The sequence below is a fragment of the Psychrobacter cibarius genome, assembly GCF_016107535.1.
In the GTDB taxonomy this organism is placed as follows: Bacteria; Pseudomonadota; Gammaproteobacteria; order Pseudomonadales; family Moraxellaceae; genus Psychrobacter; species Psychrobacter cibarius.
Genome location: NZ_JABASQ010000022.1, coordinates 1 through 14,006, shown reverse-complemented (window position 1 = coordinate 14,006; position 14,006 = coordinate 1). Strand labels below are relative to the sequence as shown.

Here is a 14,006-nt window from a genome sequence, read left to right as displayed (position 1 = left end):
CTCGCCACTAGCCCAACTAACGTAAAGACTTACGTAATATTTTGCCTACCGCAGTTTTGGGCAATTCATCGATAAACTCGTATGACTGCGGGCGTTTATAACCTGTTAAACGCTCGCTTGCGAAGCTTTGTAACTCTTCTACATTTAGGCTCAAATCCTTTTTAACCACAAACGCTTTGGGTACCTCGCCGCTGTGCTCATCTGCAATACCAACCACCGCGACTTCAAGTACTTTCGGATGCTCTGTCAATGCCGCTTCCACTTCGTTTGGATAGACGTTAAATCCTGAAACCAATATCATGTCTTTTTTACGATCCACCAGCGTCAAAAATCCATGTTCATCTAGCACACCAATATCACCCGATTTAAAGTAGCCATCCTTTGTAAAAGTATCTGCATTGTCTCGTTGCCAGTAACCACGCATGACCTGCGGGCCTTTAATACAAACCTCGCCCCGTGTACCTATTGCACAAGTTGCACCCTGCTCATCAATGATTTTAATATTCATCATCGCAAGTGGCAGACCAACGCTACCATTAAAACGATCTATACCAGGTGGATTAAAAGAGATAACTGGTGCAGTTTCGGACATGCCGTAACCTTCATTGATAATCATACCAGTGACTTGTTGCCACTGATCAGATACGGCTTTGATGATTGCGGTGCCGCCACCAATAGATAGTGCCAAGCGACTAAAATCAAGGTTGGCAAACTTTGGATGATGCAGCATACCAATAAATAAGGTATTAACCGAAGGAATAACATGCGGACGATGCTGCTCGATAGTATTGACTAGTCCATCGATATCACGCGGATTGGTGACCAGTATGTCTTCCCAGCCGCCATAAATGCCTAGTAAGCCGCAAACGGTAAATGAGAAGATATGATAGAGCGGCAACGGATTGAGTATTTTGATCTGCTCGCTACGATCTGCTTCAATCGCATGACCAAACATCGCATAACACTGACAGACATTAGCCATGACATTGTAATGCGTGAGCATCGCACCTTTTGGCTTGCCAGTCGTGCCACCCGTATATTGCAATAAAGCTAAATCTTCACGCTCGATAGTAACAGGCTGATATTGCTCAGCGTGGTATGCACTCATAATATGGGCAAAGCTTACACTCTGCTCTGAGATATTTTTTGCAGCATTATCGGCTGTGGTTTGGTTGGTTTGATTGAATTGACGAGTAGTATCGGTCGACGGTTCAAGTTGGGTAAGCAAAGCAATATCGTTATCAGCAGGTGCAGCATTCGGATTGACGGAACAATGTACGACGAATGAAAGTTGCGCTTTGACTGCATCATCTAACTGATCGTAAGCAGAGGTCATCCCATCGAGGACAATCAGCACACTAGCTTGAGCATCCGTCAGCTGATGCGCCAATTCATAATGGGTATACATCGGATTGACATTCACCAATACCGCGCCTGCTCGCAGACAACCAAGTAACACCACGGCATACTGCAATATATTGGGTAATTGCACAGCGACACGGTCGCCTTTATTGATTCCTTGTGCTTGCAAAAAAGCAGTAAAGCGGCGGCTGGCAATATCCAATTGTGCAAAGGTAAGGGTGGCAGGCCCCATACTAAAAGCTACAGAATCACTATGCTGGTTTATCTTGGGTTGCAATAAATCCAGCAGGTTGTGCTTGCCCTCTAATACATCTAAATTATTTCTTATTCCATATTTCTCATATGAAGCTTGCCATAACGGTGGCGTATTACTGCTGGGCATATCATTAGTGCTTGTAGTCATCAGTTAGCATCCTTGCTCAATTGTCTTGATTCATCTCAGAATAGCATAATTTATCGTTTATTTTGCAATCACCCAAAGAAGGAACTGTCTTAGTCTTAGTCTTAGTCTTAGTCTTAGTCTTAGTCTTAGTCTTAGTTTTTTAATTTATGCAGTCATCGTCAAAAAATCTTTATCTTTTATAGTAAAAATCACAAAAGGATAAATATTGGACACAAAAAAAACCAGCATGATTTCTCATACTGGTTCTTGTAAGTACATACATTTTAAACAGGTCTTAAATAAACAAGGTCCTGAATAAATAAGGTCCTGAACAAACAGTTACGCTTTTGCCATTTCTGCAAAAATCTCGTCAGCGGCTTTAATCGACGCATCAATATCTTCATTGCTGTGTTTAATTGACATAAAGCCTGCTTCATAAGCAGAGGGTGCCAGATAAATACCGCGATCCAACATGCCATGGAAGAACGTGTTAAACACCGTCATATCGCACTCTGTCACGTCATCGAAGTTCTTTGGCGTGTCAGTTTCATTGTTTTTAACAAAGAACATGCCAAACATACCGCCCAATTTATTGGTACGCATGTTGATGCCGTGTTTGTCAGCCGCTGCTTGAAAACCATCTACTAGACGATCAACTTTCGCTGCTAACTCAGCATAAAAACCATCTACGGTTAAGTCTTCAAACATCGCAATACCCGCACGCATCGCGAGTGGATTACCTGATAATGTGCCGGCTTGGTAGACGCCGCCGAGTGGCGCAATGCAAGACATCACTTCTTTTTTACCGCCGAAAGCACCAACAGGCAGACCTGCACCGATGATTTTACCAAAGCACGTCAAATCAGGATCAATGCCGAAATGCGCTTGGGCACCGCCCAGTCCAACACGGAAGCCCGTCATCACCTCATCAAAAATCAGCACTGAACCGTTGGCAGTACATTCTGCACGCAAGGTATCATGGAATTCTTGGGTCGGAATGACCATATTCATGTTGCCAGCGATTGGTTCTAAGATCACGCAAGCGACTTCTTCGCCCCATTTCTCAAAGCAATCTTTAATCGCTTGTGGGTCATTATAAGGAATCGTAATCGTATGCTTGGCAAAATCTGCTGGCACGCCTTTTGAGGTTGGCTCACCGATATCAAGCATGCCCGAACCTGCTTTTACCAATAAGCTGTCTGAGTGCCCATGATAGCAACCTTCAAATTTAACGATTTTGTCACGTTGGGTATAACCACGTGCCAAGCGAATCGCACTCATGGTCGCTTCTGTACCTGAGCTAGTCATACGAATCATCTCCACACTAGGAACGATTTCGCAAATTTTATCGGCAACAGTCGTTTCAAACGGTGTAGGCGTACCAAAACTTAAACCATCATCAGCTGCTTTTTTGACCGCATCAATCACTTTAGGGTGCGCATGACCCAAAATCATTGGACCCCAAGAGCCGACATAATCGATATAAGCATTGTCTTCGGTGTCATAAATTTTGCTACCGTTAGCACGGTGCATAAAAATAGGCGTGCCACCGACACCAGCAAAGGCACGGACTGGCGAGTTTACGCCGCCAGGAATATGTTTTCGGGCTTGCGCAAATAGCTGTTCGTTTTTAGTGCTCATAATTATTCTCTACTTATTATTTCTTTAATATTGGTTCTGTCTTATTTTATTAAAAATAACTTTGCGTCTTGTTGTTAATGCTTAGCAGATTTTTAAAGCACATTTAATAATTTATGCTTTTTTAACAACAGATGATTTAAGCTTCATTGGCCCAAAACCATCAAGTTTACAGTCGATATCATGACCATCAGACGCATCGGGCAGCAGGCGAATACCTTTTGCTTTGGTACCGACTTTAATAACGGTCGATGAACCTTTGACTTTTAAGTCTTTAATCACGGTGACGGTATCGCCATCTTGCAGCTCATTACCGACCGCATCACGAATGACCGCGCCTTGCTCTTCAGCTTGTGCCGCATCGGTTTCAGCCGCAGTCCATTCATGAGCACACATGGGACATACCAGTAACGCACCATCTTCGTACGTATATTCAGCATCGCATTTTGGGCAATTGGGTAAGCTCATAATTTCCTCGTCAGCCGTGATAAATTGGGTGTATTCTAGAGCTAACATTGTACCGTAACTCGCCAGCTTTAACCAATCGCTTCGCTTGTAAATGCGGTGCTGTGACTAATTGATAGATTCGCTCATGTCTTACAGCGGACGTTTTTTATCACACAGTGTTTTGTGGTACTCTGCTTTAAATAAATTTGGTTTGATGACCATGTATCTTTAGATGGTAAAAACCTCAATATTTACTTTAGCAATTACTTTAATAACTCAGTACTCACCACAATATCTGAGGCTATGGCTACTTATAACGATAGCGACTTATGAATAGGATAATAATAATGACTCAATCAAAAGTATCGACCCTCTCATCAACATTGCCACAATTTGTTCAACTAACGATTCAAGGTGAAGATGCAGAAAAATTCTTACAGGGTCAGCTAACCTCTGATGTCACCAAGCTCGGACTCAGTTATCAAGCAACGGCGCTTAGCAATTTAAAAGGTCGCATTGAATTTGGTATTTGGATTAAGAAGCAGGCAGAAAAGCATTACGATGTGGTTATCAGTGCCGATTGTGCTGAGGCTTTTCAAGCCCATTTAAAAAAGTTCGGTGCCTTTTCAAAGTTTGATACCAGTACGCCCGCGCCCATTTATCCTTGCGTGCTTGATGACGTGCCAACTTTTAGTCATCAGGAAGACCACAATACGCCAACCGATACCCAAGCGTGGATGCAAGCGAGTCTTGCCATTGGCAACTATTGGATAGTTGCTGCCACCCAAGGTCTGTTTCAGCCACAAGAGCTGCGTCTGCATCAGCGCGGCGGTATGGACTATGATAAAGGCTGCTATCTTGGTCAAGAAGTGATTGCCCGTATTTATTTTAAGGCAGCACCAAAAGCGTTTTTACATTATGTCAGCGGCGCAGGTGACGTGCCAGCAGCCGGTGACAAGCTAGAAAAAATTCATGTGGTTAATGCGATTACCGATGACACTATTAATGGTAATGGTTTTAAAGCATTGGTCGTTGCCCGTCCAGAGCATTTAGCCGATAGTGAGCTTACGATATTAAACTTACCGCCAGCGCTGCAAGCCGATGTTGCGCGTCAAAAATAGTACGACATGATGAGTGACGCGTAATAAGCAGAACTCTTCAAAACATTTTTACTAAAAAAGCAGCAGAGTAATCTATGACCCATATTGCGGTACTCGGAGCGGGCGTGGTGGGCGTGACCACCGCATGGTACCTTCGCCAAGCAGGCTACGATGTGACCGTCATTGAGCGTGAGCCAGCGGCCGGTATGCAGACCTCATTTGCCAATGGTGGGCAAATATCTGTCTCGCACGCAACCCCTTGGGCCAATCCAGCGGCTCCAATGAAAGCGCTTAAATGGCTGTTTCGCGAGGATGCACCGCTGCTGTATCGCTTGCGTGCTGATAAGGCGCAGCTTAAATGGGCGATGCAGTTTTTGCAAGAATGCCGTGCAGATAGAGCCGATGCCAATCTGGTACAAATGGTACGTTTAGGCTTGTATTCACGAGATGCACTACAACAGCTGCGTGCTGATATCGGTATTGATTACGAGCAGCAAACGCGTGGTATTATGCATTTTTATACCAATCAAGCGGAATTTGATGCCGCGATTGCGCCAACGGAGCGCATGCAAGCGTTAGGCTGTGAGCGTCATGTCATCGATATAAATAATGCCGTTAACCTAGAGCCTGCGCTTTACCCTATTGCTCATAAGCTAAAAGGTGCTACTTATACCAGCCGTGATGAATCGGGTAATGCCCATTTATTTACCCAGCGCTTAGCCGAGCGCTGCATCGAGGCTGGCGTTAAGTTTTTATACGATACCGAGATTCTGGCGTTAAACACTGACGCCCATTCTGCTCGCCCGCATGTACATAGTATTACCATTCAACCTAAGGGAGAAAACGCGCAAACCTTTAGTGCAGACAGCCATGTACTAGCCCTCGGTAGCTATAGTGTGTCATTACTAAGACCTTTGGGAATACATGCGCCGATATTTCCAGCCAAAGGCTACTCAGCTACTTATCAAATCAACCCCCGCGCCCCGCATCTAGCACCCTTTGTCAGTCTCATTGATGATGAGTTTAAGCTGGTGACATCACGCCTTGGTGACAAGTTACGCGTCGCTGGAACGGCAGAATTTAACGGCTACAATTTGGATTTAAATAGCACGCGCTGTGCTGCCATTACCCGCCGTGTGCAGCAGTTGTTTCCCAAAGGTATCATTGCCAATTCTGTGCAATATTGGACAGGGCTACGTCCAATGACACCTTCTAATGTGCCGTTAATTGGGCGCGCACACAGGGGTCAAGTCCGTCATGGTAGTCATAATATGGATGCTAGTTTTGATAATTTATGGCTCAATACAGGTCATGGTACGCTTGGTTGGACCCATGCTTGTGGTTCGGCAAAGGCTATCAGCTTATTGATACAAGGTGAGACACCGCCAGTCGATTTTGATTTTGTTGGCTTAGGAACGTAGAAATAAGAAACGTAAGAATAAGAAACGTAAAAAAGGCGCTACCACTATAAGTCAGCGCCTTTTTTCTTTATATGGAAGACTTTTATTCTAGAACTATTTTATGCAGCGCTCCCTGATTCCATATTGAAATCAACATCAGAATCAGCCGTCTCCAAATCAGTTGCTTCCGGCTCAATCGCTTCCAATTGTACTGGTACACCATTGACTGCCGCATTGCCACTTAGCTGATCGATTAAGGTATCGTCTGTCAAATCATTGACACTGACGCCCGCATGCGCTTGAACGATTTTTTGTTTTACCCCTTTACGGCCATGACCCCACCCATGAGGGATACTCACGACATTTGGCATCAGCTCATCCGTCACTTCTGCTACGATCGTGACACTACCCACACGCGACGTTACTTTTACGTTTTGACCATCCTCAATACCGTACTGTTTCGCCGTTTCAGGATGCAGCATCAAAGTACAGCGCGGCTTACCTTTTACCAAGCGATAGCTGTTGTGTAGCCACGAATTATTGCTGCGTACATGACGACGACCAATCAATAGAATTTGCTTGTCATCATAGTCCTGCATCATCTCCTGCACCCGCTCTAAATCTGCTCGATAAAAATCAACATTAAGATGAATCTGCTTGTCTTTGTGTTTTAACGCTTGTGGCAGCATGGTTTTGAGCGATCCCAAATCAATTCCATGCGGATTTTTCTTCAATTGCTTTAGATTGAGACCCTTATAAGGCCCACGTTTCAGACCTTGATTAAGCACAAATTTCGGACCCAAAACTTTTATTGTTAGGCGTTCGACTTTGGTTGCAAGTACGGCTTTTTTATCCAAGCGTTTTGCTAACTCTAAGTAGATTTGCCAGTCATGTTTGGCACTTCTTTGCTTAACAAACAATGCCTTTGAATATTTGGCGACGTTATGGACAGCAAAATTGTTAAAGGTGACGTCATAATGATCGCGCTCTAGCGGCGATACCGGCGGCAAAATGATATGCGCATGACGGCTGGTTTCTGTGACAAAGTAGTCAATAGCGACCATAAAGTCTAAGTTGGCAAAAGCCGTATCTAACTTTTCACCATTCGGCGTGCTGAGTACAGGGTTGCCCGCGACAGTCATAAAGCCTTTTAGCTGCCCCGCCCCTTCTACCAACATCTCATCCGCCATCGCTACCACTGGATAATCGCCGTTAAAATCAGGCAAGTTACTCACGCGGCTATGGCGCTTACCTAAATAACCTGGGCCTGAGTTATTGACCACGTCGACCGCAGGATTGGGGAACATCAGACCACCCACTTCATCCAAACGACCTGTGACAATATTAATCAGCATGATTAGATATTGACTCAGTAAGCCAAACTCTTGCACCGAGACGCCCATGCGCCCGTAACAGACCGAACTTTCTGCTTCACAAAATTCTTTGACGAGTCGTTTAATCTCATCTGCCGCAATACCAGTAATCTCAGCGACGGACTCGGCGCTATAGTCTTTTGCAAAGTCTGCAATGCGTGCAATCTCTGGCGCGAGCGCCGCTGCTCTATTATTGTTAGCGCGTGCCTTGTCCGCATACCCTTGGAGATAAATTTCATTGAGCATGGCGAGCAAGAGCAAAACATCGGTCGCTGGACGAATAAAGTGATGCTCGCTAGCAATGTCGGCGGTTTCGGTGCGGCGTGGATCAATCACCACCACTTTACCATCACGCGCTTTGATATCTTTTAGTTTTTGACGCATGTTTGGTGCGGTCATAATACTGCCGTTAGACGCCAGCGGATTGCCGCCAATGATGAGCATATATTTGGTACGATTGACTTCGGGCACAGGGATGCGCAGCATATGCCCGAACAGATGCATGCTAACAATGTGATGCGGTAACTGGTCGATGGAAGTCGCAGAAAAGCGACTGCGCGTCTTGATACTGGTTAATAGATGCTTAATGGTTAACATGCTGCCCAAATTATGGACATTAGGATTGCCTAAATAAATACCGAAAGCGTTTTGACCATGTTTTTTCTGTACCGACTGAATACCGGCGGCAACCTTATCTAACGCCTCAGCCCAGCCAATCTCTTTCCAACCGTTAGCCGTTCTCTCAACGGGATGACGCAGGCGATCACTGTCTTCATGCAAGTCTTGCAAAGCAGTCGCTTTTGGACAAATATACCCTTTAGAAAATGGATCATCTTTATCGCCTTTAATCGATAATACCTTGTCACCATCGTGCTTGATGACAATTCCGCACATTGCTTCGCATAAATTGCAGGTTCTAAAATGTGTTTGTTCATCCTTGTGACTCTTTTCACTAGCCATGGTCGCGCTCCCTGTTATTTTTTACTATGGTCACTCCACTATAAAAGTATTACTGCGTTAACCTCGCTTGAAGCATTAAAGATACATCTACACTCGGTTGCCTTGTACTACTTTTAAATTGACTCGACTATATCGCTTTCACTATATAAATTCCGTTTTATAAGTTGAATATGGTTACTAAATTTGCTCATCTTAACAATCTTAAAAACACTGAGAATTAGCCAAAGTGCAACATTGATAAGCTGGATGACTAGCCATTTACTCTGCGCTTGTCTTTGGCGAAAAAACTGTTAAAAAGTCCATCAAAGTTTTTGCACAATATCTCAATGGCTTGCTGCCGTGAATAACGCTGTTGATGACAGCCCAATATCAATTCATGTACTTGGGCGGCAGCGATATCGACACAGAGATGAACGTCAGATTCGTCAAAAGAGCACTCGGCTGACTGCAATCCCTCTATAAATATCTTGGTCCACTCATGTCTTATCTCTATGATTAGACTTCCCAACCCGTTACATTTTATGTTTGAATCAAAGCGCAGACTGTCTTCGAGCAAACGTTGAAATAAAGTGATGTTTTGAAAAGCGGCATCAAAAATCAATGTTAGGCATTCCTGACAACGCTCATTGAAATCCTCTTTAGACAGCGTTGGATAGTCTTTAAGCATATCTACCCACGCCATGCGCATCGGCGATAAATAGTTGTCTTTAAGTTGCTTGCTTAACACCTGCTGCAACGCATCTAAACTATCAAAATGATTATAAAAACTTGGCTGAGCAATACCTGCACCTTTCGCGATTTTATTCATGCTCATACCAAGAGCGCCCTCTACGCTATACAGCTGCAAGGCACTTTTTAGCAATTTATGACGGGTTTTCGCTTTTGCCTGCTTGCGCTTAGTTTCCGGTTTTTTAGCACTTACGCTGTTAAGTACATTCACTATCAATCTGCCCCAACTTAATCTATAAAACAATTGTTATTTCAACTATAAGGCTATAGCCATTTAAACAAGAAGTCTATCACTAAATATTTAACCTTACTTATTCTTGATGATTCGTTTTAACCCATCCTAAAACAATCATAAAAAAATAGCCGCCACATTTATGATGACAGATACTTTTTTTATTCCTATATTTACAGCGTGTTACGACGTCATTTTTATAAATCATCGTCAGACTTGTTGATCCTCTTTACGTATGTCACTGATAAAACACTTCATTCATTACACAAATGGACGATGCATAACATAGCTGTGCAGATCTCCATAATGGAGCAACACTCTCAACATTGCATATACAGACATGGCGATGGTGAGCACTTATATTAGATATCACCAGTTAGCTGATTCATAAGTACTGATAGCAGCTGAGTAAAATGTCGATTAAAGACAGATGGAATAATTGTCTCAATAACCAATTTTATAATAAAAGAAGGAACATAAAAATGAACGAACATACTCTAAAAGGTGAATGGAACCAAATAAAAGGCTCAGTAAAACAAAAATGGGCTGATCTTACTGATGATGATTTATTACACGTTGAAGGTAGCCGTGATAAATTGGTCGGAAAAGTTCAAGAACGTTATGGTCACAGCAAAGATGATGCTGAACGTGAAGTAGACGCATGGCGTACTGAACATAAATACTAAGTTATTGTAATTTCAAAAAACAAAAAACCGTATATTGCCTATACGGTTTTTTTATTACTAGCACTTCATCTAAATTTCGACAAATATATTTAGCGAAGTTTCTAGAAGCTAAATCAAATATCGATTACTTTAGGGATTAGGCTTTTCTCAAAGTCTAGACACAATAAAACCGCATAGCAATTAACTGTTATGCGGTTTTATTATTAACCATCCATGTTACCTATCACCACTGTTTCCCATGCATCCTTGCATAATATTCAGCATATTGTGATACTGGGCATCCTGCCCTTTTTACTACAACTACCAGCATTAACTACTGATAGCAGCAAAGGGTATGTGTCCTTACTCCACTTATCATTATCATCCTGATGCTAATAAGTGAATCATTATCCTTAATGCGGTCAACTCAATCCTTGAGTCACATTCCCTAATGCCGTGTGACTATAATGCCTAATTCCTAACCTGATGTTAAGTCGCGTAAGCGTCATTACGTGTAAGCATATGCTTACATGATTCATATTCGTTACCCTGATTACAACTTATTAACGCAAAAGACACTAATCATCAAGCTTTGTCCATTATGATAGATAATGTAAGAAAATATTTCAAAGCGCATAATGGTAATGACGATGGTAACAATTAATTTGCCAGTAAGTTATGAATACGATTATATGAACAATTTATAGAGTGCGTACGTGCTCGGCTATCACCAGCAATGATGCGACGGGTAATTTAAAAATATTATAGGATATTGGATCATGAAAACTCTAAAGCCTTTCTCATTTAAGACCGTTATATCTACTGGTCTTGCGATTGCATTATTGGGCACTACAATTGGGTGTACCGTCGTCGGTCCAGGATATGATAATTATCCAGTATATGGTGGTAATGATGATTATGGTAACACTGACTATAACCGTATTAGTCAAAAGCTACGCGCTGATCTGCGCCGTAAAGGCTATCAGGTTATGGATATCAAATCCGATAACTACCGTGGCAATCGCATAATGACCGCTTATGCCAAAAAGAACAACCAAGCATACGAGCTAAAATACACGTATCCTGATCTAAAACTTATTAGCTCGAATAAAAAAGTTTGGTCTAATGTTTGGCAAGACGATAGATATGACAAAGACCATTACAAGAAAGACAAATATAAAAATAATGGCAAGCATAAGAATAATAAGCACTATAAAAATGATGATATCGAAGATAGTATTAAAAGAGACTCGCGTTATCCAGCAATTAAGCAACGTGCAATCAATAAAATACAAGGCATGGGCTATCAGGTCAAAGACATTGAGTTGGAAGAAAAGAACGGAAGCGGCGTGTTCGAGATTGAAGCCAAGCGCGGCTCGCAAGAATATGAAATACGACTTGGTTACCCAAATTTAAATGTGATTAAGATTGAAAAAGACTAGGGCATGTCCTCCATTCAATTGATAGTTATAGTCAATCCTATATAAATCAGATACGGTATCAGGCTCGCTTAGTCTGCTATTTATAGTATTTTCGCTTGCCTTCCTTGAATCTAAATTATATTGAATCGACTATATCTAAGTGCGCTAAAGATGAAATTAGTGAAATAAAGCTATTAAATAAAGTTTTGGCATCATTGATTACTTGATGCCTTTGGTCAAATAAGCCAGCCCTTGGTTTATTTGACCCTTTTTTATAAGAGACGCAAAAACATCTTTGACATCATAAGAGGATTTGATGAACCACCATACTTTATTAAAAGCCACTGCTACCGCCAGTATGATTGCAGTGTTGCTGACGCTAACGACTGGCTGTGTCACCGCACCTGGTTATAATGCTTACGGCGACCTTTACGAAGATGTTTATAAAGACAGTAAGGTCTACAAAAAGCACAAGAAGACCATCAACTCCATTGATAAAGAGCTTTATCAGCCTGCTATCGAGCAAAGGGCTGCGAATAAAGTCAGCAATATGGGTTATCGAGTCAAAGACGTCAAATACAAAAAAGGTGACAGTAAAATAAAAGTAAAAGCCAAACGCGGCAGTGAAGATTACAAAATCGAGCTTGGCTATCCGAGTTATAACGTGATTAAAATCAAAAAAGACTGAGAGCTGACCCTAAAAGTCTAATACTTCAATCACATCATAGGCAGGCGTTTCATAAGGATGCGCCTGCTTTAACGCCTCGACGACCTCTTTAATATCAGCATCAGCCACTACCATTTCTACTCGCCATTCCTCAACGGTTTCCAGTCGATCATGTGCTCCAATATTTGGATTACTGCCTGCCAGTGGTCTAAATTGCCCTATTCCCTGCACTTGCCAACAGCACTGTTCATAATTGCCAATCGTCCCAGCGCCCGCCGAAAATAAAGCGGACTTTACCTGCTCTAATGCTGTATCTGGAATAAAAACCGTCAATTTATACATGTATTACTTCCTTCTAGGCTATTTAGAAAAACAGCCATCAACTATCAATCTTACTATTTTTTGGATAACGAAGGATGGTCAGTCCAAATGTAGCGTAATAACCACTCTTTTGCCTCGCCCGCATAATCAATACCAATCCGTGGACGCAGCGATACTGGCGGCTTGCAACCGTCTTCTTCTATCCAAACGGCTGATGCTGGATGAATAGATTTGCCATACACGTCACGGTCGATTTGTAAACGCTTAGTCAGCTTACCGGGACCAGAAAACTGCTTAGGATGAATCAGTTGTTGATCTAAGCTCAATAATTGCTCATCTCGCAGGCGGTCACTATCTTCTGCTAAAAACCCCGCGCGTATCAGCACCGACTCAGGGGAGTCGATAGCACCGCTGATTAAATTAAGCATATGATGGACGCCATAAGTCAAATACACATAAAAAACGCCACCTTGCTCATACATGATTTCAGTGCGCGGCGTTCGGCTGCCAGCATGTGAGTGACAAGCGGGATCGCCCGCACCGATGTAAGCTTCAGTTTCTGAGATGCGCATACGCAATATTTTAGTTGTGCCATCCGTATCTGACAGCTTTCTACACAGCACTTTACCTATTAAGTCAGCAGCGACCACACAGGTTGGTCGAGTAAACCATGATGGCTCTAAAATAGTAGGCTGCGCCGTGGAAGTTTGAGGCGTTGACATTAGTAATGACCTTTTATGCTTTTTATACCATTGAATAATTAATAAGTTAGCATAAAATTAAGAAAAGGTATTCAGAACTATTTTTGTTATATATCTTATTGCGATGACTGTATTTTTCTAGAATGCACCTGACACTTTAAACCTAAAAACTATCATGCCTTCCATTTAAATGATTTAATTGAACTCATTTCTAAATATATCTGGAACATGAGATTCAAATATAAAATTAGCGGTATAACAAATAGCAAACATAACATAAACATAAGTGTTATATTCCTCTCTTGTTCTAATTAGGGGAGTGTTATGAAAATGACATCTACACGTTCAGTAAAAGTAATCAGTATGCTAATGTTATCTACCATGCTTGCTGCATGTGGTAATGATAGTGATGAATTTAATTCAGAAGTGAAGCCACCAGTCACAATCCCGCCCACTAACAAACCAGAAGTTAAGCCAGAAATTAAGCCAGAAATTAAGCCAGAAATTAAGCCAGAAGTTAAGCCAGAAGTTAAGCCAGAAGTTAAGCCAGAAGTTAAGCCAGAAATTAAGCCAGAAATTAAGCCAGAAATTAAGCCAGAAGTTAAGCC

Annotated in this window: 12 protein-coding genes and 1 pseudogene; 6 read left to right on the top strand and 7 right to left on the bottom strand. The window is 42.3% G+C overall.

The window, feature by feature from the left end:
- Positions 1-16: 16 nt before the first annotated feature.
- From JFC08_RS11210 to JFC08_RS11200, 3 genes are all read right to left on the bottom strand, one after another.
- Positions 17-1,765 carry an AMP-binding protein gene (locus JFC08_RS11210; protein WP_198330751.1) on the bottom strand — a complete coding sequence of 583 codons (1,749 nt, stop codon included), beginning with the start codon at positions 1,763-1,765 and terminating at the stop codon, positions 17-19.
- Between the two features lie 318 nt (positions 1,766-2,083).
- Complete coding sequence (gene hemL / locus JFC08_RS11205; protein WP_109590738.1) at positions 2,084-3,385, bottom strand: glutamate-1-semialdehyde 2,1-aminomutase; 1,302 nt, start codon at positions 3,383-3,385, stop codon at positions 2,084-2,086.
- A 111-nt stretch (positions 3,386-3,496) separates the two neighbouring features.
- The gene (locus JFC08_RS11200; protein WP_227697746.1) at positions 3,497-3,850 is read right to left on the bottom strand and encodes a zinc ribbon domain-containing protein YjdM; all 354 of its coding nucleotides are present in this window, start codon (positions 3,848-3,850) and stop codon (positions 3,497-3,499) included.
- Between the two features lie 326 nt (positions 3,851-4,176).
- On the opposite strand from JFC08_RS11200, the gene ygfZ reads away from it, so the two are divergent.
- Both ygfZ and JFC08_RS11190 read left to right on the top strand, forming a co-directional pair.
- The gene (ygfZ, locus tag JFC08_RS11195; protein WP_198330750.1) at positions 4,177-4,950 is read left to right on the top strand and encodes a CAF17-like 4Fe-4S cluster assembly/insertion protein YgfZ; all 774 of its coding nucleotides are present in this window, start codon (positions 4,177-4,179) and stop codon (positions 4,948-4,950) included.
- 74 nt (positions 4,951-5,024) lie between these two features.
- Positions 5,025-6,350 (top strand): D-amino acid dehydrogenase, encoded by a 1,326-nt coding sequence (locus tag JFC08_RS11190; protein WP_198330749.1) that lies wholly within the window; start codon positions 5,025-5,027, stop codon positions 6,348-6,350.
- A gap of 98 nt (positions 6,351-6,448) precedes the next feature.
- On the opposite strand, the gene JFC08_RS11185 is transcribed toward JFC08_RS11190, so the two are convergent.
- Positions 6,449-8,662: a molybdopterin oxidoreductase family protein gene (locus tag JFC08_RS11185; protein ID WP_198330748.1), complete on the bottom strand. Its 2,214-nt coding sequence runs from the start codon at positions 8,660-8,662 to the stop codon at positions 6,449-6,451.
- 250 nt (positions 8,663-8,912) lie between these two features.
- A complete protein-coding gene (locus tag JFC08_RS11180; RefSeq protein WP_198330747.1) occupies positions 8,913-9,602 on the bottom strand; it encodes a TetR/AcrR family transcriptional regulator in 690 nt (229 codons plus the stop codon).
- A 503-nt stretch (positions 9,603-10,105) separates the two neighbouring features.
- Between JFC08_RS11180 and JFC08_RS11175 the strand changes: the two genes are divergently transcribed.
- The 3 genes from JFC08_RS11175 to JFC08_RS11165 all read left to right on the top strand — a co-directional run bounded on the left by JFC08_RS11175 (position 10,106) and on the right by JFC08_RS11165 (position 12,397).
- Complete coding sequence (locus JFC08_RS11175) at positions 10,106-10,309, top strand: CsbD family protein (RefSeq protein ID WP_045443240.1); 204 nt, start codon at positions 10,106-10,108, stop codon at positions 10,307-10,309.
- A gap of 758 nt (positions 10,310-11,067) precedes the next feature.
- Positions 11,068-11,730, top strand: coding sequence for a PepSY domain-containing protein (locus JFC08_RS11170; protein ID WP_198330746.1), 663 nt, complete (start codon positions 11,068-11,070; stop codon positions 11,728-11,730).
- A 295-nt stretch (positions 11,731-12,025) separates the two neighbouring features.
- Positions 12,026-12,397, top strand: coding sequence for a hypothetical protein (locus tag JFC08_RS11165; RefSeq protein WP_198330745.1), 372 nt, complete (start codon positions 12,026-12,028; stop codon positions 12,395-12,397).
- A gap of 9 nt (positions 12,398-12,406) precedes the next feature.
- On the opposite strand, the gene JFC08_RS11160 is transcribed toward JFC08_RS11165, so the two are convergent.
- Both JFC08_RS11160 and JFC08_RS11155 read right to left on the bottom strand, forming a co-directional pair.
- On the bottom strand, positions 12,407-12,718 hold the full coding sequence (locus JFC08_RS11160; RefSeq protein ID WP_198330744.1) for a YqfO family protein: 312 nt from the start codon (positions 12,716-12,718) through the stop codon (positions 12,407-12,409).
- Positions 12,719-12,771: 53 nt separating this feature from the next.
- Positions 12,772-13,419: a DNA-3-methyladenine glycosylase gene (locus JFC08_RS11155; protein ID WP_198330743.1), complete on the bottom strand. Its 648-nt coding sequence runs from the start codon at positions 13,417-13,419 to the stop codon at positions 12,772-12,774.
- Positions 13,420-13,722: 303 nt separating this feature from the next.
- Here JFC08_RS11155 and JFC08_RS13910 point away from each other — a divergent pair.
- A pseudogene (locus JFC08_RS13910) lies at positions 13,723-14,006 on the top strand (hypothetical protein); the annotation flags it as partial.